The sequence below is a fragment of the Pseudomonas sp. QTF5 genome (assembly GCF_000512695.2).
Classification (GTDB): Bacteria; Pseudomonadota; Gammaproteobacteria; order Pseudomonadales; family Pseudomonadaceae; genus Aquipseudomonas.
The window spans coordinates 69,251-94,386 of record NZ_AZRW02000003.1; the positions used below are offsets into that span (position 1 = coordinate 69,251).

Genomic DNA, 25,136 nt, shown 5'->3' on the forward strand with positions numbered 1-25,136 from the left:
TCTCAGATCCAGCGCGGATCGATCTCCCCGGTCCAGGCCAGCAACGCCGCCAACAGAAAGAAACTGCCGCAGGCCGATTCGACCTTCTGCTCCACCGCCGCCGAAGTGCGATAGCAATGGCCGATGAAGCGCCCATCCTCGAAGTCGGCGCTGCGCACGATCGCCGCCAGTAGCTGGCCCGCCTGTTGTCGCAGCAGCTCAGCCTCGACAGCCCCCATCGCCAGCCCTTGCAGGGCCAATGCCGCCATCGCCGCGGCGCACGGGTCGCTCAGTCCCATGGGCTGATCCAGGCGATTGACCGGGACGCACACGCCTCGACTGCGCAGCCAGTACTGGCTTGCCCTTTCGGCGTCGCTGCTGAACGGCACACCGTATAAGCGGGCGCCCGTCCCCAGGCCGAGCATGGCCCAGGCCTGACCCCGAGACCAATTACCCGGGACATCGCCGGCCTGCCATTGCCCATGGTCAAAACGTGCGTGGCTGCTCCAGGTACCGTCCGCGCCAGCGCAGGCACGGAAGGAGGTTTGCAACTGTTGTCGGCCCAGTCCCAGCAGTCGTGGTTCGGCATTCAGGGCAAACAGTTGCAGGGTCGCGGCCAGCGGATCGATGCTCAAACAGCTGTCACCCTGTTCACCGCCGCCCATTTCGCGACCGAGGGGGATGCAGCCCAGCACCGGATCGAACGCCCGGACCAGGCGTTGAACCGCCTGCTCCGTCAGCTCCTCGGCCTGGGGATCGGCCAGCAGGCGTGCGCCCAACCCGGCGCCGTACCAGAAAATCAGACTGCGATGATGGGTATCGCTGTCGAGCTTGTCCCGCAGCCGCTCGGCGATGCGCAGCGCCTGTTGCAGATCCGCCCGGTGCCCGCTGCAATGGGCTTTCAACCACCACAGGCCGGCCCAGAATCCACCCAGCCAGGAGCCGCCCGCAGACACTTTCCACAGCGCATTGTTTCCCGTGCAATACAGGGGAAAGCCCTGGCCACACGCGGCGTCGATCTGCTCCAGTCGCGTGAAGATGGCGTTGATGGCGCGCCGAACTTCAGCGGTCTCAAGGGGCCGATGCGGGACCTCGAAGGCGCTCATTTGACCACCCTCAAGGACGACTCGACCGCCACGCCGGCAGTGCTTTTGTGGCGTAGCCTGACCCGCGACAACAACAGGCTCAGCAGGCAGCCCACCAGCAACACTCCGATCAGCGCCAGCCAGGCATAAGCAAACCCCCGCGGCCCGTTCTGCACCAGCCCGAACAACGGTGGCCCCAGAGCAAAACCACCAAAGAAACCCACCGACAGCAAACCCGCAGCCGGCGCCGGGCTGCCGAAGCCCGGGTCGCGCAGCACCATGCTCATGGCAATGGCATTGGTCGCGACCGCGGTCAGCCCCATGCCCAGAGCCCCGGCCCACAACGGCCAATGACTGCCCGGCGCGGCCAGCGAGGTCAGCCACAAGGCCACACTCGACAGCAGCAATAACACCAGCAGCAGCCAGGACTCATCGGCCATGCGCGCGCCCAAAGGCGTAAGGAAGATCCGCGCAACAATGCCCATCACGCCGAAGCCCGCAATCAAGCCGCCGATCAATGCGGCAGGCATCCCCTGCCCCGCGGCGAACACCCCGAGAAACGTCACGAACGACGAGAGCACGATGCCGACGCACAACTGCACGCTCATCAGCAGCGCCAGTCGCCCGTTGGGCCGGGCAACGGCAAGGCTCAGCGGTTTACCCTTGTGCTCCCGAGGAGCCACTCGCGGCCCCAGAAACGCCAGCACCAAGGCCGGTATCAGCAAACTCGCCAAGGCCATGCGCCAGCCGAAAGTCACTGCCAGGGTCGGCAGCAACAAGCCTGCAAACAACGCCGAGACCTGTACGCCGGATTGTTTCAAGCCGACCACCGCTGCCTTGTGCCGGGGCTCGACGCGCTCGGCGATCAGTAAATTGGTTACCGGATTGGCAAGTGCCTGGGCAATCCCGCACGCTGCCAGGGCCAACACCACGCCGACGAATCCCGGCAGGCTGGCCAGCAATCCATAGGCGCCCACCGTGCTCCAGAACAACATCGCCATGGCCCGCCGGGTGCCCACCCAGTTGACCAGTGGCCCGGCCCACAACGACAACAGCGCGGCAAAACCGAAGGCGCTGGTGATCAGCCAGCCCAGCCAATGGGTCGGTACGCCAAGGTCCGCGACAATCAATGGGCCGAGGGTGCCGACGGCGTAAAAGATCAGCATCGGCAAGGCCATGGCTGCGGTCAGCACCACCCGCAACCACCAGCCCTGCAGAGCGTTGTGCTCAGTCATCGGCCCGCTCCCTGTACCTGCGATGGCCAGTCGAAATCCAGTCCGTCGTCGCCGCAACTGTCCAGCAGTTGTCGCCCCACCGAGCTGATCAGGGCATCGTCGGTGCCATCGAGAATGTGTGTGGTCCGTGCGGTGCGGTAAATCCCCGACAGTGGTGACAGCTCGCTCAAGCCCTCGGCGCCCATGATCTGGATCGCCGAATCCACTGCCTCGCTCAACGCCTGGGACGCGGCAACCTTGGCGATGTTGACCTCGATGCTGTTGGCCACCCTGGCATCGTGTTTACCGGCGGCGTCCTGCAGCAGCGCGCGGGCGCTGGCGATGGCTTGATAGACCTGGAATACCCGTTGGCGCACTAGCTGTTTATCCGCCAGCCGCGCCTGTTGGCCACGGGCCGAATGGATACGCGCGCACATCAGATCGAAACAGCGCTGGGCCAGGCCCAGCCAGTGCACCGAGCGCAATATTCGACCGAGCCCCAAGCGTTCCTGCATCAGCGCCAGCCCTTGCCCAGGTTGTCCCAATACATGGCTGGGCGGGACCCGCACCTGATCGAAGGACAGCTCGCCCTGACCGGAAAATCGCCCGAGGATCGACAACGGCCGCTCGACCCGAAAACCCGGGGCATCACTGGGCACCAGCAACATCGACAGCCCGTTTTCCAGCGGGCCGGAGGCGGTGCGGGCAATCACCGTGACCAGGGCCGCGCGCTCGGCGCGGCAGATGAACCACTTGCGCCCGCTCAACAACCATTGGCCATCGACGAACTCAGCGTGGCTGCTCAGGGTCGCCGGGATCGAGCCGATGCTGTCGGGCTCGGACATGCCGTAACTGGAGACCAGCGTCCCCGCCGCCAAAGGTTCGAGAAAGCGCTGGCGAATGTCCTCGCTGGCATGCCGGGTGAGCATGTGCAGATCGAGGGTGGCATCGTCACCGAAGATCGCCGGGGCGTACTCGGAACGCCCCTCCTGCTCAGCCACCGCCAGGTAATCGCGCAGGCTGGCGATGCGTCCGCCGAGGACCTGGGGGTAAAAACTGCCCCAGAGCCCGGCGGCCCGCGCCTCGGCGCTGAGTTCAGCAATGCGCCGGGCGGCCTGCCGGGGCTCCCCCGCCAGCTCACTCTCCAACGGAACGATGCGCTCGTCGACAAAATGCCGCACCGCTCGAGCCAGCTGCGTGCTGTCCCGAATGTCGGTCAATGGCTGTGCACTCAACATGCGATGCCCGCCCCGCTCTCCAGAAACGCCACTTCGGCGGCCAGGGATTTTTTGTCGATCTTGCCCGCCGGGGTCAGCGGCAGCTGACGGTAGAAACGCAGGTACTCCGGCAGTTTGTTGACCTCCAGGCCCTGCTCGCGCAGGTAGTCGGTCAGCTCGCTCAAGGAGAAGCGCGGCGCGCCGTCGCGCAAGGTGACGCAGATGCACACCCGCTGGCCGAGGTCCGGGTCCGGCACCGCCACGCAAGCGACGCTGACCACATCCGGGTGGCCGGTGGCCAGGGTTTCGATCTGCACCGGGCTGATATTGGCGCCGCCACGGATGATGATGTCCTTCTTGCGTCCGGCCAGAATCAGGTAGCCATCGACATCGATATAACCCAGATCACCGGTGTTGACCCAGCCTTCGGCATCGCGGTATTGCGCGTCGAGTTCCGGGGCGTTGACGTATTGCATGGGGCTCAGCGGGCCACGGGCCTTGATTTCGCCGACGCTGCCCTGGGGCAATTCAATGCCTTGCTCGTCGGCAATCTTGATCGCGCACACTGCCGGGTTCGGCCGGCCGACGCTGTAAAACACGACATCCTGAGCATCGTCCAGCGTGTTGTGACAGTTCACCCCGTCCGCCGAACCATAGAGGCTGATAAAACCACAACCGAACGCCTCGACACAGCGGCGTACGGTCACTTCATCGATCAGCGAACCACCGCAGATCAGCCCCACCAGGCTGGATTTGTCGATCTGTTCCAGGCGGGCGTCGGCGGCGATGCGCTGGAGCATCGTCGGCACGCCGAGAATATGGGTCGGACGCAGCTGCTCGATGGCCTCGATCGCCGCCCCTACGTCGAACTGCGGCAGCACGGCAATCGAACCGCCGAGCCAGGACAGGCTGCCAAAGGTCGCGGTGGAACCGAAGGACGATCCCAACGGCACCAGATACAGCCCGCGGAAGGTCTCGCCTTCGGGGTGGACGCGCTGCAGGAAACGCCCACGCCCGCCCACCAGGGCGTTGTGGGAATAGGCCACCAGCTTGGGTTCGGATTCGGTGCCGGAAGACACCAGCAAGCGCACCGGCGAGTTGGGGCAAACATTGGGCAATTGCGCTTGCGTCAACGGCTCGGCCTGGAGCATGTCTTGCAGACTCAGCCAGCCGTTCCGGACCTCACCTTCAACAATCAGCACCCGCAATGACAACAGGCTCGGTCGAAGGGACTCGATGACCTGGCACAGATCGATGCCGGCGTACTCCGCTGGAACGATCACCGCCCGCGCATCGCAACGGCGCACCAGGGCCTGGATGTCCAGGCTGCCGCGTCCCGGTGGAAACGGCGCGACCACCGCCCCCAGGGCCGCGGCGGCGAGGTCGATGGCGCAACTGCGCCAACTGTTGGTCAGTTGATAAGCGACCACATCGCCGGCGACGATGCCAGCGGCGCGCAGGCTCGCGGCCATGCGCAGCGCGGCATCATGCAACTCGCCATAGCTGAGTGTACCTTCAGGTGAGAGCACCGCCGGTTTCTGCGGAGCACGTTGCGCGTGTTCGCGGAACAGTTGGTAGACCGAACGGTTGGGGTAGGTGCCGTCGCGTTCCCAAACACTGCGAACGTCCGCGGGGACCAGATCAATAATGCCTGCGTTATTCATCGAAAACTCCAGTGAGCGTTGACCGAGGTATAGGTATTCACGCTTAAACACGTCTTCAATCGCCTGTCTTGAGCCAGCTGTGACAGGTCTTCTACGGCCACGACGGCCGGGATAGCGGCGTCGCCCAGCACCTGTTGCCAGGTAGCGGCAGACTGCGACGCCAAGGCCCCACGAATCAGCCCATCACGCCCCTCGAGGTCGCTATGCAGATCGCAGGCGAGGATATTTTCCAGTTGCTGAAACTGGACCGGGGTCTGGCAATCGATGGCCAACAGACCGGCTAGCGTTGGGTACACGCCCTTGAGCACACTGCTGTCGGCGGTATCCGTCCCTTGCAGTGACTGCACGCACAACAGGTTGGCGGCGCCGAGCAGCGAACTGTCGACTCGTACGCCCTGCCCGCTGAACGCGCGATGCAGCAAGGCGGCGCTGACCCCTTGAGCCGCGACCACACCGCCCAGCACATCCAGCACGGTGAACAGAGAACCACCCGGCGTCGCCGAGGCCAGGCCAATCTGTTCGCCGACACCGGACCAGGCCTGGACCACGAAGTCGGTGCCAGGCAAGGACTCGCCCGGACGGTCATGGCCCCAGCCACCGGCGTAGGCGTACACCAGCGCCGGATTGACCCGCATCAGGTCGGCGCGGTCCAGCGCCAGTTCGGCGGCCTTGCCCGGCGCCCAGTTGTGCAGGAACACGTCAGCGTCCCTGACTCGCTCGTACAGCTCTTCGCGGCCGGCGGCGGATTTGATGTCCAGCTCACGGACCTGTTTGTGCCGATTGAGGGCGTCAAAGCGCACCGACACTCCATCGACGCAAGGCGGCATGCCGCGCAGTGGGTCGCCACCGGGCAGTTCGATGCGGATCACTTCGGCCCCTAGCAGCGCCAACAAATGTCCGGCCAGCGGACCCTGGATTCGTCGGCACGACTCGATCACCGTCAGGCCGCTCAAGGGCAGTGCTTGCCCATTCAAGTCAGGCAACGCTTTGCCGCCCGCGCTGACAGCGTCGAAGGCCCACGGCCCCTGCTCCAACTGAGCGGGCAGATTGCTGTCGGCACAGCGCTCGGCGAGACTGCGCACCGGGCACAGTGCAACGCCGCTCAACTCGCACAGGGCGCTGATCCGGGCGATGGACAAGCGCGCCAGGGTTTGACGGAACACCGCCGGCATCGGCGCAACAGCTTTGGCATAGCGCAACAGGAAGGCCTTCCAGCCCTGACCGGCCTGTTCGCCGTCGATGCCCACCGCCGCCCAAAATCGCCGCCAGGGTTCAGCGTCCAGGGTTTCCAGTTCGAAATGCACGCCATCGGCCGACACAAAGGGCGGACGATTCTTCGCGCAAGTCGCCCCCGGCCACAGCCGCTCGGCCTCGCCACCCGCGGTCGCTCCCGCCAGATACTGAGCAATGCCCAGCACCCCGGCGGCGCCCATGGAGGTGGTCACTGCGCTGAAGTCGCCACCGCGCAACTGCCCCAGCGCTGCGGCAAACGCGCCTTGCAGGGCCAGGCTGGCGCTCAAGGTCGAAACATAATCCAGCCCCAGCCCTTGGGCCTTGCCGCTGGCCCGGCCATGCACCGACATCAGCCCGCAGGCCGCCTGTACGGTGTGCTCGGTGACACCGGCGCAGCTGCCGTCGGGCCAACCTTGAATCAGCCCGTTGAGAGGTTTCAGATCGGGATGGTGCAGGGTGAAGCTCAACCCCCGCTGTACCGGATCATCGGTGGTGGTCTGCGGGTTCAGGCCCAGCGTCGTCGCCTGGTAGCGCAGTGACGCTGCCAACGGCGCGAACCCGACAGGTGAAGAGGCAAAAGAGCCGCTGAGACTACATCCATGTAAAAGACGGGACATAAAACATTCGCCAGAGTGGTTGCATAACGCTGCGCGAACGGCCTCGGGTGAGGTACGCCGCGCAGGCCCGGAGCCATCAACTGCAATCAGCCACCGGCCACTGCCGGCAGAATGGTGATGGCGTCACCGGCCTTGAGAGAGGTGGCCAGGTTGTCGGCAAAACGGATGTCATCATCGTTGACGTAGATGTTCACGAAACGATGTACCTGACCGTCGCCAATCAAACGCTCCTTAACGCCCGGGTACTCCCGTTCCATCTGTTCGATCACTTCAAGAACCGTACTTCCCTGGACTTCGACGCGCTTCTGATCTTGAGTAAATGAGCGCAACAAAGTTGGCACAATGACGGAAATCGACATGCAGAACTCCCTGAGCCTGAATAGGGCTCTTTTAATTAATTCATCTGTGTTTAATGCCGTGTCGGCATCAAGTTTCAACGAACGACATGAATACTTTCTTCGGTAACTTTGCGATTGACGATTCGAAAACTGCGCACCGCCACATCAATATCCGGCAAGGTTGAAACAATCACGTAGTGCACCGACGCATCACCGGCGTACTGCACATCTTCAGCACTGGGGTAGGCCGCGCTGGCGGTATGGGAGTGATAGATCACCCGGCATTCCTCGTCCCGCTCATCCAGTTCACGCCAGACCGCCAGTTGCTGTTTCGGCGCAAAGCTGAAAAAGGTCGGCGAACGTGCCGCATTGTCCATGGCGATCAGCCGTTCGGCAGTCCTGGCGCCAGCGGGTGCGGCGATGATGCCGCAGGTTTCCAGCGGATGGTCCCGCCGTGCCTGCTCCAGCATCGCCTCCAGCAGGCCGGCACGAATTCTCAACATGCTCGCCCCTCGCTTGCGTTCAATAACTCGGCAACGTCGGCTCAACGTCCCGCACCCAGGCGAGTACGCCGCCGTCGAGGTTACGCACATTGCTGAAGCCCAGTTGCTGCAATTCCAGCAACACCGCTTTGGAGCGCAACCCGGATTTGCAGTGCAGAACCAGGTTGGCGTGCTTGCCGAATCGGGTCTCGATCAGCGCGGCGGTGTTCGCCCCCTTGGGTATGTGCTGGGCACCCTGAATGCGCACGATGTCCCACTCGGTGCGCTCGCGCACATCGATCAGCAGCACATCTTGATGTCCTTCGCGCAGGGCTTGCAGCTCCCGGGCACTGATGGACGGAATGTCCGAAGGCTGCACGCCGTGGGGCGCGGTCAGGCCGCAGAACACTTGATAATCGCTCAGGGCGGTGATCGGCTGGCGGCCGGGAGCGCGGCGCAGCGGCATTTGTCGGTAGGACATTTCCAGAGCGTCGTAGACCATCAGGCGCCCCAGCAGGCTTTCGCCGATGCCGGTGATGAGTTTGACCGCCTCGGTGGCCATGATCGCTCCGATGGAGGCGCAGAGAATGCCCAATACCCCGCCCTCGGAGCAGGAGGGTGCCAGCTCCGGGGGTGGCGGCTCCGGGTACAGGTCGCGGTAATTGAGGCCGACGCCGCCGGGGGCGTTTTCCCAGAACACCGAGGCCTGTCCCTCGAAGCGGAAGATCGAACCCCAGACGTAGGGCTTGTTGGCCAGCACGCAGGCGTCGTTGACCAGATAGCGAGTAGCGAAGTTGTCGGTGCCATCGAGAATCAGGTCGTACTGGCTGAACAGCTGCACGGCGGTGTCCGGTTCCAGGCGCTGGTCGTAGAGGTTGACCTGCACATGGGGGTTCAGATCCTTGATCGCCGCGGCGGCGCTTTCAACTTTCAATTGACCGACGGTGGCCACCCGATGAATGACCTGGCGTTGCAGGTTGGACTCGTCCACCCGGTCGAAATCGATGATCCCCAGGGTGCCGATGCCAGCTGCCGCCAGATACAACAAGGCCGGTGAACCCAGACCGCCCGCTCCGATAACCAGCACTTTACTGCTCTTCAAGCGACGCTGGCCTTCAAGGCCGACATCGGGAATTAACAAGTGTCGGCTGTAACGGGTTATTTCTTCATTACTTAGGATTGCAACGGGTTCTACAAGAGCAGGAAGTTTCATGGCGTATACCTGTTACTGAATGCAACCGATTCTCAGGCAGCCACTTCAATTAATCAATTCGACGGGTCTGGATTTTCATATTCAGAACACACGTTTTTGTATGAATTTAAACAATCGTCGATGACGTGTGACAAATAGATGAAAGCCCTCTTTCAAGGACTTTCATGGGCCGCTGATACCGTCAGGCGAGGAAGGTCGACATGTCCTTGCACACGGCACTGAAGGCCTCGACGAAATGCCGCGCCTCAGCATCGCTGAGCACCAGCGGTGGCTGGATGCGCATCACCCGGTTGTTGTTGGCGGTGACGAACGTCAACACCCCATGCTCCCTCGACAGTTTGCTGACGAAGCGCAGCACGAACATCTCCTCGAAGTTTTTCTCCACCTCGCTGATGGCCTCCTCGATATGCCGCTTGGCCTTGCCCGACAGCATGCGATAAGTGCCCGCCGCATTCCCCGGAATACGGCTGGCGAACTCACGCACGAACGCCTCGACCCCACCGTGAAAGCTGTATTCGAACTCGATGGCGATCATCAGCCCGATGCCTCGCACCTCGCGGATGAACGGGTAAGCGCTGACCGCTTCGCGCAGCGCCTCCTTGAGTTGCCCGCCGACCCGCGCGGCATTGCCGGCCAGATCTTCATCGGCGATCACGTCCAGGGTCGCCAGGGCCGAGGCCGAGGCGAAATTGCCGCCGCCGAAGGTTGAGGTATGCAGGGCGAAGGTATCGATGCTGCCGTAGGCGCGGTCCCACAGCGCTGCGCTGGACAGGGTCGCGCCGATGGGCACGGCGCCGCCGGAGAGCGACTTGGACAGCACCAGAATATCCGGCACCACCGCCTCCCACTCACAGGCGAAGAGCTTGCCGGTACGCCCGAGACCGGTCTGGATCTCGTCGAGAATCAACAGGCAGTCATGGGCGCTGCACAGCTCGCGGACCTGTTTCAGGTAGCCGGCGGGCGGCAGTATCACCCCGCCCTCGCCCTGGATTGGCTCGAGGATAAAAGCACCGATATCACCCTGGCTCAAGGCCGCCTCCAGCGCTGCCAGATCGCCGAAGGGAATCGAATCGCAGCGCGACAACAGCGGCTTGAACGGGTCGCGGTGTTTGTCGCGGCCAGTCACCGACAGCGCGCCCAAAGTCTTGCCGTGATAGCCGTTGTCGCAATACAGCACCCGAGGGCGCTGCATGGCGGCCATGGCCAGTTTCAACGCGGCCTCGATCGCCTCGGTACCTGAGTTGCTGAAGAACACCCGCTCCAGGTTGCCCGGCGCCAACTCGCTGAGACGCTGCGCCAGCAGGCTGGTTTGCAGCGGCACCGAGACGTACTGGACGAAAGTCGGGTGCTGCTGTTGCAAGTACGCCTGCAGCGCCTGGTTGATCCGCGGGTGGTTGTGTCCGGTATTCAGGCAGCCATAACCGGCGACGAAATCCAGGTAGCGGCCACCGTCCAGGTCGGTCAGCCAGCAGCCGCTGCCGTGGGTGAACACCCGCTCGATGTGGTTGAACTGATAGAACTCGCGTAACACCGGATTGATGTGCTCGCCAAAACAACGCAGGGCTTCGGCGCGCAATGCTACCGGCTGGTCGACGGGCGGGGTTGCCATGGCCCGTCGATGGAAACGGCGCAAGGCCTGGAAGTCTTCCTCGCGCAGGCGCTCGCCATAGGACGCCATTGGCGATGGAGAGAAACCGTGCAACTCGGCGATCCGGCCGATCTCCAGTACCCGCTCCTCGGGCAGTTCGCGGCCGATGGAAAACGCCTCGGCACGCCCCTCCAAGGCCAGCACCAGGGTTTCCGCCAGGCAGCCGTTAAGGAATTTCTTCGGCGCCAGGCCCAGGGTCTCGGTGCCGAAGCGCAGGGCTTCACTGGCCGAAACCAGGCCGCCATCAATGATCAGGATGTCTTTGCGATCATGCTGAAACGGCAATACATCCCGCGGCAAGGCTGCGTCCACCACCACCGAGCCCGGCGCCAGCCGGTAGGGATCAATCACGCCACCACTGGACGTCGCGGCGACGTAGAAGCGCACCTCGTCGTAGCAGCTGTCGATGTCGGCGGTCATGCGCACCTGGCCGTGCATTTCCGTCGGCAGATACGCCAGGCTTTCGCGGCCCTGTTCGACGCTGCCGCGATGCACCAGGCGCAGACGGCAACCATCCCGGGCCAGCAGTTTGGCAATGACCAGGGCAATCGAACCCGGGTAACCGACCACGGCCACTTCGCTGTCCGCTGGCGGCACCTCCAGGCGGGCCATGGCTTCCAGCACATTCTTGTAGGCGGCATAGGCCGTGAGCGAGTTGCCGGTGGTCACCGGCACACCACTGCGGTCCAGGGTCTGCAAACCGCGGTTGCCGACGATCGCGGTAAAACCGCCCAGGCCGACCAGTTGCGCGCCCTGCTCTTTCAGGCTTTGCACGCCTTCGAGTACACGGCCGGCAATAGTTCGCGGCTGGCTGAGCATCTGCTCGGCGGTCAGCGGCAGATAATGCAGGATGCCTTCACAGGTCGCGCCGGTGGCGCTGACGATGCGGCCGAAATCGGCGAACGGCACCAGGTTACGCGGCTGCCAGAGTTGGGGCTGATAACCACGGTCCTGCTCGGCGAGGGTGCGATCCAACAGGTCGATGATCTTTACCTGACGTTGCAGGGCGATGGAGGTTGGGTGGGCGATAAAACCGAATTTCATAGGGGTCTGTCCTGGGTTCTGGCTCATTGACGGTTCCAGGCGGTTTCGGAGACCAGGCTCAAGCCATCGCCTTCCGAGTTATGGGCCAGCAACACGTCGAAAATATTCAATTGTCCGGGGCACGTCAGGGCGCTGCGCAGGTGCGCTTCATCGAAGCTCACCAGACGCTCGCGGTGCAGGCTGATCGGCCCGACTCGCTCCAGCGGTGCCGCCAACGGTGCCGCACTGGTCACCGCGACCTGTTGTGCGCCATTGTGGGCGTAGCGTTTGTCGAGGTAGGTCTGAATCAGCGATAACAGGCCATTGGTGAGGTAGAACAGGGTGACGTTACGCTTTGCCGCCCCGGGATCCTCGGCCAGTCCCTGGGCCAGCCGCGCCTCGATATCCGGCACCAGCGCCCGGGCGCCGTCGCCGATAAAGGCCAGAACATTGCCAGTCCCGGTCACGGCGATATAGGGCAAAGCCATCAGCGCATCGCCCATCAAGGCGCGCCCGTACCACCCGGAAAAACCCGGATCGGTGCGCGGCACGTTACGCACCGCCGAAATGCCGCAGCGGCCGACGTCATACACGCCGATATAGCGATAGTCCTGCTGCTCGATCAGTTCGCGCACCAGGTTGCCCAAGCGGCGAAAGAAGTAGTTGGAGGTCATCGGCAGGGTTTCGATGTGGTCCGCCGCCACGCTCTCGCTGGTGGCGGACAATGCGTTGAGCTTGGCGCGACGTAAGGCGAGGATCTGCGGCTCGACCTGTAAGCCTCGCTCGATGTGATCGAGGAACACATCCAGCGGCACATCCAGGGCCAGGTCGGTAAACGGCGAAAGATGTCGCTGCTCGTGGTTGACCTGCACCACCCGCAACTGACGCTTGAGCTTGCCTTCGGAAAACGGCGTGGCGGCCTGGTCGACCTTGCCCTTGAGGAAGAACACGCAGTGGCTCTGCGGCCCGTTCAACTCGTGGTCGGTGTGCACGAACTGATAGACCCGGCGGCTGAAACCGTACAACGACAACGGCCCCAGATAGTGCGGCACCGGCCGCCCTTCGTGGTAAGGACCGACACTGCCGGGCTGGGTGATGCTGTCGGCCAGACCGATGGCGCCGCGTTCGGCCAGGGCGTGGACTCGCTGCCGCTGTCGCTCACTGAGCTTGCCGCACTGCCAGAGCAGGTGCAGCGGCTGATGGTTGATCAGATCCAGCGCCTGATCCAGCCCCTCGATCTGCGTGCTGCTCAGGAGCGTTGCCGGGGTCGTCGGTGGCTCAGGCAAACGCACATCCAACGGCACCAGAGGCCGGGATTCGAGTACCCCCTGGGTGGCCAGGATGAACACCGGTTCGGGCCGTTCGGCGAGCATCGCGAAAGCCTGCTCCAGGCCGGCGCCAATCTCCTCGACCTTGCGGATGAACACCTGGCGCAACCCTTTGGCCTCGATCACCCGACGCCCGTCGTTGTCACCGTCATGCGTCCCCTGGAAGGCGTACCAGACACTTTCCGGACTGTCGGCGCAGATGATCAGCCCCGGCGCGCCGAGGCGCTTGAGGTTGGCCAGAGTGCCGCGGAATTCATCGATCATGCCCGAGGTCACGGTGATCACATAGGCTCGGCCAAACAACTGCCAGCCAGCCATGGCGCTCACCGCCAGGCTGTGTTCGTTGCAACCACTGAGGCAGCGCACGCCGGTGCCGGCGACGTTTTGCTGCATGGACTGGATCAACCCCGCCACCATGGAGCCGGTATAGGAATGAAAGTCCCAGCGTTCCTGCCAGCGACTGCGCATAAAGCGCGTCACTTCGGTGGCCAGGCTCACCGACAACAGCGGGCCGCTGATGGAGCGCGCCAGCAGGCGGTTGAAATGGGCATGCTCCAGGTGATCGAGGATGATCCGCAACAAATCCGCGCGCCGCGCCGCGCGATCCTCCCCCACCACTCGCAGATGGCGATTGCCACCGATGCGGTTCATCCACCCTGGCAAGGCCGACAGGCTGCAATACAGCAATGCCGAATGGGGCGACAGGCGCGCGTTCGGCGCGGCGGCGATTAGCTCATCAAAAGGGTCTTCGACACCGGCCTGAGCTTGTTCACCCAGGTCGAGAATGAACAGCTCGTTCGACAATCGCGGGTCGAGGTGGCGCAACCGTGATTGCGCCGCCTCGACCGAATCGAAGGTCATCAACCACAGATCGGGCAGCGCAGCGGTATTCGCCGGGCTACCCTGCAGATAGTTCCGGGCCTGGACCATCAGGGTTTCCAGCACTGCCTCGCTCCGGGGGCGCGGCCCCAGGGCACGGTGCATTTCTTCGCAGCCTCCGATCGTCAGTGGCCAGTCAACGTCGGTGGCAGGTGGCTGCAAGCCGGCCTGCAACTGCTCAATGACAAAGGTCACATCCTCGATCAGAGGCTCGGCTTGGGTAACCAGACAGATACCTAAGGTTGCCTTCATGGACTCATCCTTACTCAAGTCAGACTTACGATTGAATGGCTCGCTGTTGGGACCCATGGCCTTCAACCCGAGCCGGATCGGGCGCCAACCGCCATGTTGGCGCCTCTTTGTAAAAAACGGCCGTGGCCACTGTGATCGAACGCCGGGCAGCCAGGGCCAGCGCACAGACCACGAACATCGCCAGGGACAGACCGGCCAGCATGCCCACATGGCCGCTGTGGTCGAGGAGCACCCCGGCGGCAATCGGCACCAGCATGCGTGTCAGCACGAACAGGCTGGCTTGCAGTCCGTAGTCGGCGGCTTGCCGATCTTCGCGGGAGAAAAACATCATCAGGGCGAAGACCAGTGTCGACACCGCGCCAATGGCCGTGGCCAGCACAAAAGCCGCCGCCATCAGCCAGGCCATCCCGGCCTGCAATCCCACCGCCAAGGTCAGCGCCAGCAGAGCGAACAACGCCCAGACCATAAACAGTGGAATTGCCCGCCCCGGCCCCAGGCGCTGAATTAGGCGACCACCGAGCAGGCTGGCCAGAGCCCCCACCACACCGCCGCCGACGCCGGCAATCAAGGCCACTTGTTGGGCGGCCATGCCCTGGTCCAGCAGCAAGGGTTTGAGGTAGAGCCAGGCGGCGCCGACAAACGGAAAACTGCTCAACAGCACCCAGGTCCACAGGCGCGCACCGGGCTGACGGAAGTAACCCGACCAGTCGGCCAGGAAGGGGCTGGCGGGCATGGGCGTTACACCCTCGACGTTACCTTCGCGCAGCCAAGCCAGGGGCAGTAATGCCAGCAGCAAGCCCGCGGCCATCAGCAGAAACGGTGCCTGCCAGCCCCAGCGGTCATGCACCAGCAGCATTACGCCGGCGCCGACAATGGCGCCGAGAAACAGCGCCGCCGAGCGAATGCCGCCGGCACGAATCCGCTCGGACGGCGGCAGCAACTTGATCGCCAAGGCATTGACCGGGATGTCCGCCCAGGTCGTCAGCACCCCGGCGGCGAACGCCAGGCCGAACAGGTACACGCGATTGACCGTGATCGCCTGCTGGCTGACCACTACCAGCAACAACGCCAGCAACAGGCACAGCCCCAGGGCCCATGTTCGGTAATGCCCGCGTTCGCCGCGATAACGCTGCACGGGCAAGGCCAGGAGGAATTTGAACACTGCCGGCAAGCCGGCCAACTGGAACAGACCGATGTCGGTGCCGGACCAGCCGTGTTCGCGCATCACCAGAGGCAACCCGAGCAGCAGATAAATGCTCGGCACCGCCAACACGAAACTCAGCCAGCCAAAAAGCAGTTGCAGACGCCAGGCGCCGGCATCGCGCTGGCGATTCATGAAGCACTCCGACGCGCCACCAGCACCGACACCGGGGTCATGGCGAACGCCACTTCGGGGTAACTGTCGATATTGACGAAACCGGCCTGCTGCAAGGCTTCGCTCATGCCGCCGGCGCAGGTCACTTGACGCCCGAGCATCCGCATCGACAGGTAATAAGGCATGACCCGCCGAGCGAGTTCCGGGTCTGCGGGGATTTCCGCATGGGCGCTGACCAGCACTCCGCCCGGGCGTAGCGCGGCATGAATCTTGGCCAGGGCCGCGGCCATGTCCGGGACGAAATGCAGCACCGAGGAACACCAGATCAGGTCGTAGCCTTCACCGATCGGATCGCTCACCAGATCACCACCGCGTACATCCAGGCGCCGCTCCAGGCCGGCCCGACGAATGTTATCCGCGGCTACGGTCACGGTCTGGGCGAAGTCGAACACCTCGCCGGTGAGCATCGGGTTATCCCGGGCCAGAGCAATGGCCACCAGCCCCGGGCCACCGCCCAGATCGAGCATGCGCCGCGCGGCAGGGAACTCCGGCACCTGAGCCATCAGGCGCAACGCCACCTCCACGGTGACTGCCCGTTGCTCCTGGGCAATCTGCAAGCGCGCCGCCATGGTCCAGTTGTCGATGGTGGTCGCCAAATTCGGCGCCTGGCCGCTGATCTGACCGGTGCGCACCTGTTCGCCAAGCTGGCTGCCGAAATGCCGCAAGCCGCGCAGGCGAAAGGCCCAGGCGTCACCGCAATAATCCGCGGCGTCGGCTCGCAGGTAATCGCTGGCCACTGCAGTGTTGCGGTAATGGAGCGGCTGGTGATCGTCGCGCTCCAGCAGTTCCATGCTCCAAAGCGCCTCCAGCCAGTAGCCGGTATTGGTTGGGTCGAGCTGTAATTGCCGGGCAATCGCCAAGGCAGAGGTCGGCACTTGCAGCAGGTTGAACAGCTTCCACTCAAGGGCAATGCGCAGGGCATCAGCGCGTACCGCCGCGAGGGTCAGGTCCCAATAAGGTTGCAGGGGATGGGGGGATGCCAGGTTGATATCGTTCATCGTTCGCCGCTCATTATTTTCATCGTTCACAGTTCGTAGCTGACCCGCAGGCCAATCTCCCGCGGCGGGCTATAGACCCGGGCGATGCCATTCAGGTAGCCGACGGCGTCGTAGCGCTTGTCGGCGGCGTTTTTCACGTAAGCGCAAATGCCGTAGTGGCTGAAGTCGTAACCGGCGTTCAGGTCGATCAGGCCGTATCCGCCACGGCTGTACTGGTTGGCCGAATCCAGGTAGGTCTTGCCGACGGCACTGATACCGCCCTGGGCGTACCAACCCGCAGGCGCGTCATAGCGCAGGCTGAAGTGGCCGGTGAAGTCCGGCGCGTAGGGATTGCGATTGCCCTGGTAGTCGTTGCTGCCCTCCATGAAGCGCTCGAAACGGGTGCGGTTCAGGCCCACGGCACTGACCATCCGCCAGTTGTCGGCGAGCAGGTATTCGGCTTCCAGCTCGAGCCCGGTAGAGCGCGCCGAGGCAGCGTTGGTGATGTACACCACCCCAGGCTGAATGATCTGCTGCACCTGCATGTCTTGAACGTCCATCCAGTACAGCGCCGCCGAGTAACGCAGGCGTTTGTCATCGAGCCAGCCCTTGGCTCCGACCTCGTAGGTTTTGACTTTTTCCGGGTCGTAGCCGGGGTAATTGGCGGCGCTGGAAAAGGCGTTGAAACCGCCGGCGCGGAAACCTTCGGCGTAACTGCCATACAGATAAGCGTCGGGCTGCCATTCGTATTGCAGCGCCGCCTTGGGGGTGAAGCGTTGCCAATTGTCGCTCTGGCGGCTACCGACCGCCGGGTCGATATGCACCTTGTCCTGCTCGGCCCGGGCACCGAGCGTCAGCGTCCAACGATCGGCCAGCGGCATCACCCATTGGCCGAACAGCGCCGTGGTATTGCCACCCAGTTTCACGTCAGTGCGGGTCAGGCGCAGGGGCAGTTTCTGTTCATAGGACAGGTCGTGATCGTCGCGATCGGCATAGGCGCCGAGCAGCCACTGGTTGTCGCGCCACTGACCTTCCAGGCGGAACTCCTGAGACAAGGTGTTCATATGGAAGTCGCGGCCAAGGTGGAACAGGTCCGTCGGCATGAAATCCGTGTCCTGCCGGACCCGGTCGTAGAAGTCATTGCGCGCAGTGATCGAGCGCAGCTTCAGGCCGGAATCGAATTCATGCAGCACGTCCAGGGACAGGCTGCGGCCGCTGGAGTGATTCCAGCTTGAAGTACCGGAACGCACCTCGCGCCGTGAGGCATTCACCGCGCCCCACTGTGAACCGCCGTCGCGATAATCCTGGCGGCTGTAGCGCAGATTGACGTCAGTGGCCAAACCCGGGGTCCAGCGCAGAACCGTCCGCGCGCTGTGCCGTTCGCGGTCATCGGCCTGGCCGCCACCCCAGGCGTTGTCGATAAAGCCGTCCTGCTCCCGCCATTGCCCGGACACCCCGGCATAGAGAGTGTCCGGCACCAGGGCGGTACTGGCATCGGCGCTCAGGGTGCGTTGGTCGTGGCTGCCTCCACCGGCTTCAAAACGCGCATAAGGCTCGGCACCGGGTTGGCGGGTATGGATGCTCAGGACTCCGGCTTCGGCGTTGCGGCCGTAAAGGGTCGACTGTGGCCCACGCAGGATCTCGATGCGTTCCACTCCCAGCAGGTTATGGTCAAAGCCCTGCCCCATCAGGGTGGGCACGCCGTCCACCAGCATCAGCATCGAAGATGAAAACGCCGTTGGGCTGGAAGTCAGGCCGCGCACCACCGGCAGGTTGGTACCAGATTGTCCGAAGGGCTGAAAGGTAAACCCGGGGGTGATCCGGGCCAGGCGCTCCAGATCATCGATGGCGCCCTTGCGCAGGTCTTCGCCGTTGAGCACCGACAGGCTGGCCGGGACCTTCTCCTGTTCCTGCTCGAACTTGTTCGCCGTGACGATCACCGACGGCAGTTCCGTCTGCGCGATCACAGTCGTCACACCACCCACCCAGCAGCCAACAAACAGCGTATAACCGCTGACTTCCAACACATGCTTGCTCATTGCTTTCCCCATCAATGAATCAGCGCACTGCCCATCTGGAGATGGCAGTTGACTTGGAAACATGTTATTCATTAATGCGAATGCTTATCATGTAAGTTCATATGGATTCTGGATCAATCCATATTCAAGCCGTAGCCCAATCAAGGAGGACAGTAAAAGTGGCGGTCTTACAGAGGATTTCCCAGTCGTATCGAGTCGCGTCAACGAACTCGCTGCAGGTCAGCAACGACACCGGCGGCTGGATGCGCCAGCAATTGCCGGAAGAGTTGGGCGAGTGCTATTCCGAACGCTTGTGCCTGGATGACGACTTGATGGTGGTGCGCTCGCGCTACCACCCCACGCGTAACCTGATCGAGGAAACCGTCAGCCCGCACAATCGCCATATGCTGGTGATTACCTTTGGCATGCAGGGCGACTCCGGGTACAAGGGCGCCGACGGTTCGGCGGTGTCGTTTCGCGCCGGCTACACCACCATCACCTCGTTCCAGCTGAGCCTCGGCGAGCGCTGTTACGAAGCCGGGGCAACAGTGTCCCAACTGCGGTTGCTGATCGGCGAAAGCATGCTCAGCAAGTACATCGGCGAGCAGCGCACCCGTCAGTTGCTGGGCAATGGCAACGTCCGCCAACTGGCGTTCCAGAAAACCTCGGCAGCCAGCGCCAGCCATGCCTGCGCTCTGACCCGCTACCTCAACCAAGGGGTGACCGGCACCCTGGACATGCACATTCACACCCTGAGCCTGCTCTCCGAACAGCTGAAACTGCTGAGCCCTGCGGCCAGCGCCGAAAGTCTGCAGTTCAGCGCGGTCGACATAGAGAAACTCGACCGTGCCCGGGACATCATGATCGAGCAGATGGACCAGCAGTTGACCATTCCCTACCTGTGCGCTGCGGTCGGGCTCAATGAGTTCAAACTCAAGGAAGGCCTGCATTACCGTTTCAACTCCACCCCGCACCGCATGCTTCACGAGATTCGCATGCGCAAGGCATACACCCTGCTCGAGAGTGGTTGTCAGGTGGCCCAGGCGGCGTATCAGGTAGGTTACAAGTTCCCCAACAATTTCAGCGCGGCCTTTACCCGGTTTTTCGGCAAGCCACCCAAAACGGTTTTTGGCAAGCGTCGCTGAGCAATCAGCGGCGCGCTCCAGCAGCCCTGACGTTCCTCGTTGCGCAGAGCTCTCTTCCAGCACCCTTTATCAAACCGCGTTTCACCAAAAATTTAAAACTGCTTTTAAAACAATCAGTTGAAACGCCCCGATTAGATTATTGGACAAAAGGCTATATTTTTGACTAGTGACATTTGACAGGTTGCCTCGAGTGGTCGATACCTAACAAGGTTGACGTATAACAAAGACGAAAGTCCGTTAGTAGATATACGCCACCCCCAGCCTGGTCATGATCGAAAGTGCTTGTTTTTCAAAGGGCCGAAAGTTCGGACTCCTGCGGTAGCTTTGGTCAACGCAAGACCATCACCCTATAGCGTTAAGTGATGTTTACACTTTTTCATCAAGAATCCTTATTGCAGCACAGCACAAACGAATTGCGCGCACCCGATTGCTGACTCAACTTATTCTTACCGTTAGCTGCGCATGACACGCTTCATTATTGATACACCCGTTACAACAACTTAACACCTCGTTCTCAAAGAGCACCGGAATCGTAACGGTGTCCCTGATGCGCGAACAGGTGTGCTTAAACCAATGCTACGGAGCTTGCCAGTATGTTAACGAGTACCCAAAGCTCTAACTGGTATCTTTTGCAGTGCAAACCACGTCAGGACGAACGGGCACAAATCAATCTATTGCGTCAAAACTACGTCATTTTTTACCCGCAAATCATTAGCCAGCGCCTGATTCATGGCAAACCCCAAAACGCCCTTGAATCCCTCTTCCCGGGGTATCTTTTCATTCAGCTAAGCCGTGACGACAAGTGGGCACCTTTGCGCTCAACCCGGGGTGTCAGCCGAGTCGTCGATTTCAATAATGGCCCGGCAATAGTCCCTGAGGACGTCATCGAGCACCTGCGTAATCGATGCTTCAAGCCACCAGAAATGCAGGAACCCCAACAGTTCAAGCCCGGAGAAACACTGCAAATAACCCAAGGGCCGCTGTCGACACTCGAAGGTATTTTCCTGAGCATGTTAGGAGATGAACGAGTCATGATTCTGCTTCACTTCCTGAATAGAGAACAACACGTTCGCGTCCCGCTGACATACATTGAACGATTGCGACCTCAAGTTTAAATCTGCTGACATGCTATTTACAGCAGCGCATTCGGCAAACAATTTAATTGATAAACTTTTAATCCATCAACTCCGATCACGCACAAGCCCACTATTACGCTTATTTAATTCGCCGCTCTTGGATCAAGTTAATCAACCTGACTTAGAAGCCTGTCTCATGAAGCCATCATTGATTTCACCTGGCCGTTCGCCGTTCACATTCAACCCTGTTTTTTCCGGTCTATAGTCATTGGATTCATCCCCAGGAGCAATGACATGACCCTCAAGACCCGCGGCCCTTTCGCACTGCTCATGATTTATTTATATCCCGGAACGGCCTGGAGTCTCGACCCCCAGTCCATTGATATTTATGGGTTCGACTTCACCCCTACCCTGCTGTTTTCAGAAAGTTATGACGACAATTTCCGCGAACTGGAGCGGGCACAGTCTTCCATGGTGACAAAAGTGGCGCCCACTTTCGAACTCAAGGCAGAAGACCGCAACAGCGCCACCCGACTTATCTGGCAGCCTACCCGGTACATTTATCATGACGAATCGGATGCCTCGAATACGGCACAACGCGTGCGACTCAATAGCATCATGGAGTTCACCGACCGCCATCGCCTGAAACTTGAAGCGGAAGCACGTAAATACGAGCGTACGACGTCGACCGCTGTCGATGGCATCAATGACAAGATTCGCAGTAACCGCGTCAATGGTCTCTATACCTACGGCGCCAGGAGCGCTGCCAATCAGATCGATCTGGGCGCCAGTTATGCGCAACTTCGTTACGGCAACTCCGACGGCATCAACGATGACAAAGAGCGCAATACCACCGGCCTGACTACCACCTGGTACCACCGCATCGGCAGCAATACGCGTGGGCTGCTGGAGTACGACCATACCGTCTTTGATTACGTGCAATCCGGCAGCCGCCTCAACAGTACATCTGATGCGGTCCTTGCCGGTGCCGAATGGGACTTCACCGCACGCACCTCCGGCAAAGTCCGTGTTGGTTATGAGCGCAAGAACTTCGATGACAGCAGCGTCGATGACCTCAGTAATCCGACCTGGCAGGTGGACCTGCGATGGAAGCCACGCACCTACTCGACCTTCTCGTTTGTTGCCCGCCAGGCCATGGCCGAGGGCGACGACGGTGCTGATGCCGTCAAGACCACCTCTGCCCTGGTCGGCTGGCGTCATGGCTGGACCGAACGCATCACCACGGTGGCCGAAGTCGGGCTGTCCCGTTATGAGTACGAGGGCCAGGAACGCACCGATGACCTTCGTGACTACAACCTCGCCGTCGAATACGCAATGCGCCGCTGGCTGGACATCGAGCTGGGCTATCGCTACCGCAACGATGACTCCGATGCCGACAATCAGAGTTTTGAACGCAACATCTTCTTGCTCGGCTTCAACATAAGTCTCTAAGAGGTTCCCCCCCATGAACTCGCGAATGCTTGGCTTGTTGTTCGTGCCGTGGCTGTTGCCGGTGACTTTTGCAGCAGACCCCGGTGCCCAGTACAAATTGGCAGCCGGCGATGTATTGCGTATCACCGTCTTCGGTGAGCGGGATCTGAGTTTCGAGAAAATCCGTCTCAACGATGCCGGAATGTTTTCCTATCCATTTCTGGGTGATATTGCCGCCAAGGGGCTCACTCCCAATCAGGTGGAAAAACTCATCGTCGACGGGCTCAAGCAAGGTTACCTGGTCGACCCCAAGGTCAGCCTTAACCTGATCGTCTACCGCTCGTTTTACATCAATGGAGAGGTGAAAAAACCCGGCAGCTATCCATTCGAGCCCGGGCTGACACTGGAGAAAGCCATCGCCCTGGGCGGTGGCCTGACCGAGCGAGCCTCGATCAAACGGGTGACCATCGTGCGCGGCGATGGCTCCCCATCACTGACCGACACGGTCACGCGCAGCACCACCATCGCCCCCGGTGACACCATCTCCATTGCACAAGGCTTTTTCTAATCATGGACAACAGCCCAAGCCTCTATGTCGAACGTCCACTCCAGCCGCATGTGCCGCAGCATCAGCCGTACAGCGAGGAAAAGGACACCATTGACCTGCTCAAATACTGGAGGGTGATCTGGCGCGCCCATTGGAGAATCGCATGGTTGATACTGCTTGGCTGTGCGTTGGCGATGGCAACGCTGTCGTTGATTCCCCCGCAATACATCGGCAGCACCACCCTGCTGATCAAAGAAAAAACGCCACCGTTATTGGCCTTCCAGCAAGTCACGGATTCGAGTTCCGGTACCGTCGATTACTTGCAGACGCAACTGGCGCTCCTGCAATCGCGGGATCTGGCCGAACGGGCGGTAAAAAAACTGAACCTCACCACCCATCCGGTGACCGATCCACGCCAGCAACCGCAGTCATGGTTTGCGCCACGCAAATGGTTGGCAACGCTTGAGCTTGACCAATGGCTGCCAGTACTAGGCGGTTTGACACCCATCGAGGTAATGCCCTCCGAAACCGAGATCTTCAATCAAGTCACGCAGAACCTCATGCGGCGAACCAGCGTCAAATTCGTCGGCAAAAGCCAGTTGATCAACATAGAAGTGGAGTTGCCCGACCCTGGTTTGGCAGCCGCTACCGCTAATGCGATTGCCCAAGGCTTCATCGATAGTCAGTTCGACAACAACCAGAAGTCCTCGCTGAATAACACCAACTGGATGAACTCTCGCCTGATCGAGTTGCGCAATAATCTGCGCAGTGCCGAAAACAAACTTCAGGGCTACCGGGAAGCACAAGGCCTGGTCGACGTCGGCGGTGTCGCCACCATCAGCGCCAATGAACTGGAAATGACCGGCAACCGCATGATCGATGCCCGCCGTAACCTGGCAGAAGCCGAGAGCCGGTTTCGCCAGGTCCAGACCTTGAGCAATGGCAACCTGAGCAAACTCTCAAGTGTGCCGGCCGTCTTGAGTAATCCTTTGGTGCAGAAGTTCCAGGCACAACAAGCCAAGGCGCAAGCCAAGGTCGAAGAACTGTCCGGGCGCTACGGTCCAAAACATCCGACGCTGGCCGCCGCTCGCGCCGAGTTGCGTACGGCCACCGACAGTTTGCGCCTACAGGTTCAACAGGTGGTTGCCAGCATCGAACAGGATTACCAGCTCTCCCGGGCCAATGAAAACTCACTGCGCAAGTCATTCAACAGCAACAAGGCGCAGCTACAGGATATTTCGCGCAAGGAGTTTCAACTGCGTGAGTTCCAACGTGAAGTCGACAGCAGCCGCGCGCTGTATGAAACCTTCGTCACCCGTTTAAAGGAAACCGCGGCCACGTCCGACATGGACTCCACCAAAGCACGCATCGTCGACCCTGCGATTGTTCCTCTGGAACCGAGCAAGCCGCGTAAAACACTGATTCTGGCGATTGTCGCCATCGTGGCTGCGCTGATCGGCGTAGCACTGGCATTGCTGTCCGAAACCCTGAACAAAACCTTCAAGACCGACGAAGCGATCGAAAGCACACTTGATGTTCCTCTGCTCAGCGTGGTGCCGCTGGTCACCAAGAGAAGCCGCCGACAACTGGCGCGACTGTTCGACGACAACGACCATCCGCGTTTTTGCGAGACCATTCGCAACCTGCGCACCTGGTTGATGTTGCACGGCGGCGACATGCCGTCACAGGTGGTACTCGTTGCCTCGACCATCGCCGAAGAAGGTAAAAGTACCATCGCCAACAACCTGGCGTACTCGCTCACAATGCTCGAGCGTGTGCTGTTGATCGACGCCGACATGCGCAAACCCAGCCTTTCGTTCAACTTCGATTTCCCGGAAGATGCCCCGGGGTTGGCCAATGTCCTCGCGGGCACAGCGCGGCTCGAGGACTGTATCCGCACGGTTGGCAATCTCGACATGTTGCCAGCCGGCAAGTTGTCGCCGCCACCGCTGGATCTGCTCAGTTCTCCGCGCCTGGCCCCCCTGCTCAAGGTGCTGAAGTCGCGCTACCAACGCATCATCATTGACTCCCCGCCTGCGCAAATGGTCAGCGACGCACTGTTGCTGGCCAAGCATTCGGACGCGGTGATCTACGTGATCAAGGCAGAAAGCACGCCTGTCAGCCAGGTGCAGAGGTGCCTTGCGCTACTGCAGCAGAGCCATGCGCCGGTGTTCGGTGTGGTGCTTAACCAGGTTGATCTGAGCAAAGCCCGCAAACAAGGCTACAGCCACTCCGATACGTTCCAGAATGGCGACTACATGTCCAGGTAGAACCTTGCGCCTGTTTCACCAGTAGTCTCTCTCCAGGCATCTACCAAAAACTGCTTCATCCCAGTCGAGCTATACCAGCGTGCGGGAACGAGGGCGTGCAGTATTCGGCGCCGATGTCCAACCCA

18 protein-coding genes are annotated in these 25,136 nt (G+C 61.3%); 5 read left to right on the top strand and 13 right to left on the bottom strand.

Features of this window, described 5'->3' with window-relative positions; genetic code table 11:
• Nucleotides 1-2: 2 nt before the first annotated feature.
• From IC37_RS03340 to IC37_RS03400, 13 genes are all read right to left on the bottom strand, one after another.
• The gene (locus IC37_RS03340; protein WP_030128823.1) at nt 3-1,085 is read right to left on the bottom strand and encodes a hypothetical protein; all 1,083 of its coding nucleotides are present in this window, start codon (nt 1,083-1,085) and stop codon (nt 3-5) included.
• Complete coding sequence (locus IC37_RS03345; protein WP_030128824.1) at nt 1,082-2,299, bottom strand: CynX/NimT family MFS transporter; 1,218 nt, start codon at nt 2,297-2,299, stop codon at nt 1,082-1,084. The genes IC37_RS03340 and IC37_RS03345 overlap by 4 nt, the downstream gene beginning before the upstream one ends.
• Nucleotides 2,296-3,516, bottom strand: a complete 1,221-nt coding sequence (locus IC37_RS03350) for an acyl-CoA dehydrogenase family protein (protein WP_030128825.1) — start codon at nt 3,514-3,516, stop codon at nt 2,296-2,298. The genes IC37_RS03345 and IC37_RS03350 overlap by 4 nt, the downstream gene beginning before the upstream one ends.
• Nucleotides 3,510-5,159 (bottom strand): class I adenylate-forming enzyme family protein, encoded by a 1,650-nt coding sequence (locus IC37_RS03355; RefSeq protein ID WP_030128826.1) that lies wholly within the window; start codon nt 5,157-5,159, stop codon nt 3,510-3,512. The genes IC37_RS03350 and IC37_RS03355 overlap by 7 nt, the downstream gene beginning before the upstream one ends.
• Nucleotides 5,156-7,009: a CoA transferase gene (locus IC37_RS03360; protein WP_030128827.1), complete on the bottom strand. Its 1,854-nt coding sequence runs from the start codon at nt 7,007-7,009 to the stop codon at nt 5,156-5,158. Before IC37_RS03360 ends, IC37_RS03355 begins: the two co-directional genes overlap by 4 nt.
• An 86-nt stretch (nt 7,010-7,095) precedes the next feature.
• Nucleotides 7,096-7,368, bottom strand: a complete 273-nt coding sequence (locus IC37_RS03365) for a MoaD family protein (RefSeq protein WP_030128828.1) — start codon at nt 7,366-7,368, stop codon at nt 7,096-7,098.
• 74 nt (nt 7,369-7,442) lie between these two features.
• Nucleotides 7,443-7,850 carry a Mov34/MPN/PAD-1 family protein gene (locus tag IC37_RS03370; protein ID WP_030128829.1) on the bottom strand — a complete coding sequence of 136 codons (408 nt, stop codon included), beginning with the start codon at nt 7,848-7,850 and terminating at the stop codon, nt 7,443-7,445.
• Nucleotides 7,851-7,869: 19 nt separating this feature from the next.
• Nucleotides 7,870-9,042 (bottom strand): molybdopterin-synthase adenylyltransferase MoeB, encoded by a 1,173-nt coding sequence (moeB, locus tag IC37_RS03375; RefSeq protein WP_030128830.1) that lies wholly within the window; start codon nt 9,040-9,042, stop codon nt 7,870-7,872.
• 181 nt (nt 9,043-9,223) lie between these two features.
• Nucleotides 9,224-11,734 carry an aminotransferase class III-fold pyridoxal phosphate-dependent enzyme gene (locus tag IC37_RS03380; protein WP_030128831.1) on the bottom strand — a complete coding sequence of 837 codons (2,511 nt, stop codon included), beginning with the start codon at nt 11,732-11,734 and terminating at the stop codon, nt 9,224-9,226.
• 23 nt (nt 11,735-11,757) lie between these two features.
• A complete protein-coding gene (locus IC37_RS03385; RefSeq protein WP_030128832.1) occupies nt 11,758-14,172 on the bottom strand; it encodes a decarboxylase in 2,415 nt (804 codons plus the stop codon).
• A 25-nt stretch (nt 14,173-14,197) separates the two neighbouring features.
• Complete coding sequence (locus IC37_RS03390) at nt 14,198-15,508, bottom strand: MFS transporter (RefSeq protein ID WP_030128833.1); 1,311 nt, start codon at nt 15,506-15,508, stop codon at nt 14,198-14,200.
• A complete protein-coding gene (locus IC37_RS03395; RefSeq protein ID WP_030128834.1) occupies nt 15,505-16,545 on the bottom strand; it encodes a methyltransferase in 1,041 nt (346 codons plus the stop codon). The genes IC37_RS03390 and IC37_RS03395 overlap by 4 nt, the downstream gene beginning before the upstream one ends.
• Nucleotides 16,546-16,571: 26 nt before the next feature.
• Nucleotides 16,572-18,563, bottom strand: a complete 1,992-nt coding sequence (locus IC37_RS03400; RefSeq protein ID WP_030128835.1) for a TonB-dependent receptor — start codon at nt 18,561-18,563, stop codon at nt 16,572-16,574.
• Between the two features lie 158 nt (nt 18,564-18,721).
• Here IC37_RS03400 and IC37_RS03405 point away from each other — a divergent pair, with 158 nt between their 5' ends.
• The 5 genes from IC37_RS03405 (at nt 18,722) to IC37_RS03425 (ending at nt 25,011) form a co-directional block, all read left to right on the top strand.
• The gene (locus IC37_RS03405) at nt 18,722-19,687 is read left to right on the top strand and encodes an AraC family transcriptional regulator (RefSeq protein ID WP_030128836.1); all 966 of its coding nucleotides are present in this window, start codon (nt 18,722-18,724) and stop codon (nt 19,685-19,687) included.
• 593 nt (nt 19,688-20,280) lie between these two features.
• A complete protein-coding gene (gene rfaH, locus IC37_RS03410) occupies nt 20,281-20,802 on the top strand; it encodes a transcription/translation regulatory transformer protein RfaH (RefSeq protein WP_030128837.1) in 522 nt (173 codons plus the stop codon).
• A gap of 255 nt (nt 20,803-21,057) precedes the next feature.
• Nucleotides 21,058-22,215 carry an outer membrane beta-barrel protein gene (locus IC37_RS03415; protein ID WP_030128838.1) on the top strand — a complete coding sequence of 386 codons (1,158 nt, stop codon included), beginning with the start codon at nt 21,058-21,060 and terminating at the stop codon, nt 22,213-22,215.
• A gap of 13 nt (nt 22,216-22,228) precedes the next feature.
• On the top strand, nt 22,229-22,762 hold the full coding sequence (locus IC37_RS03420; RefSeq protein WP_030128839.1) for a polysaccharide biosynthesis/export family protein: 534 nt from the start codon (nt 22,229-22,231) through the stop codon (nt 22,760-22,762).
• A 2-nt stretch (nt 22,763-22,764) separates the two neighbouring features.
• Complete coding sequence (locus tag IC37_RS03425; RefSeq protein ID WP_030128840.1) at nt 22,765-25,011, top strand: polysaccharide biosynthesis tyrosine autokinase; 2,247 nt, start codon at nt 22,765-22,767, stop codon at nt 25,009-25,011.
• Nucleotides 25,012-25,136 lie beyond the last annotated feature (125 nt).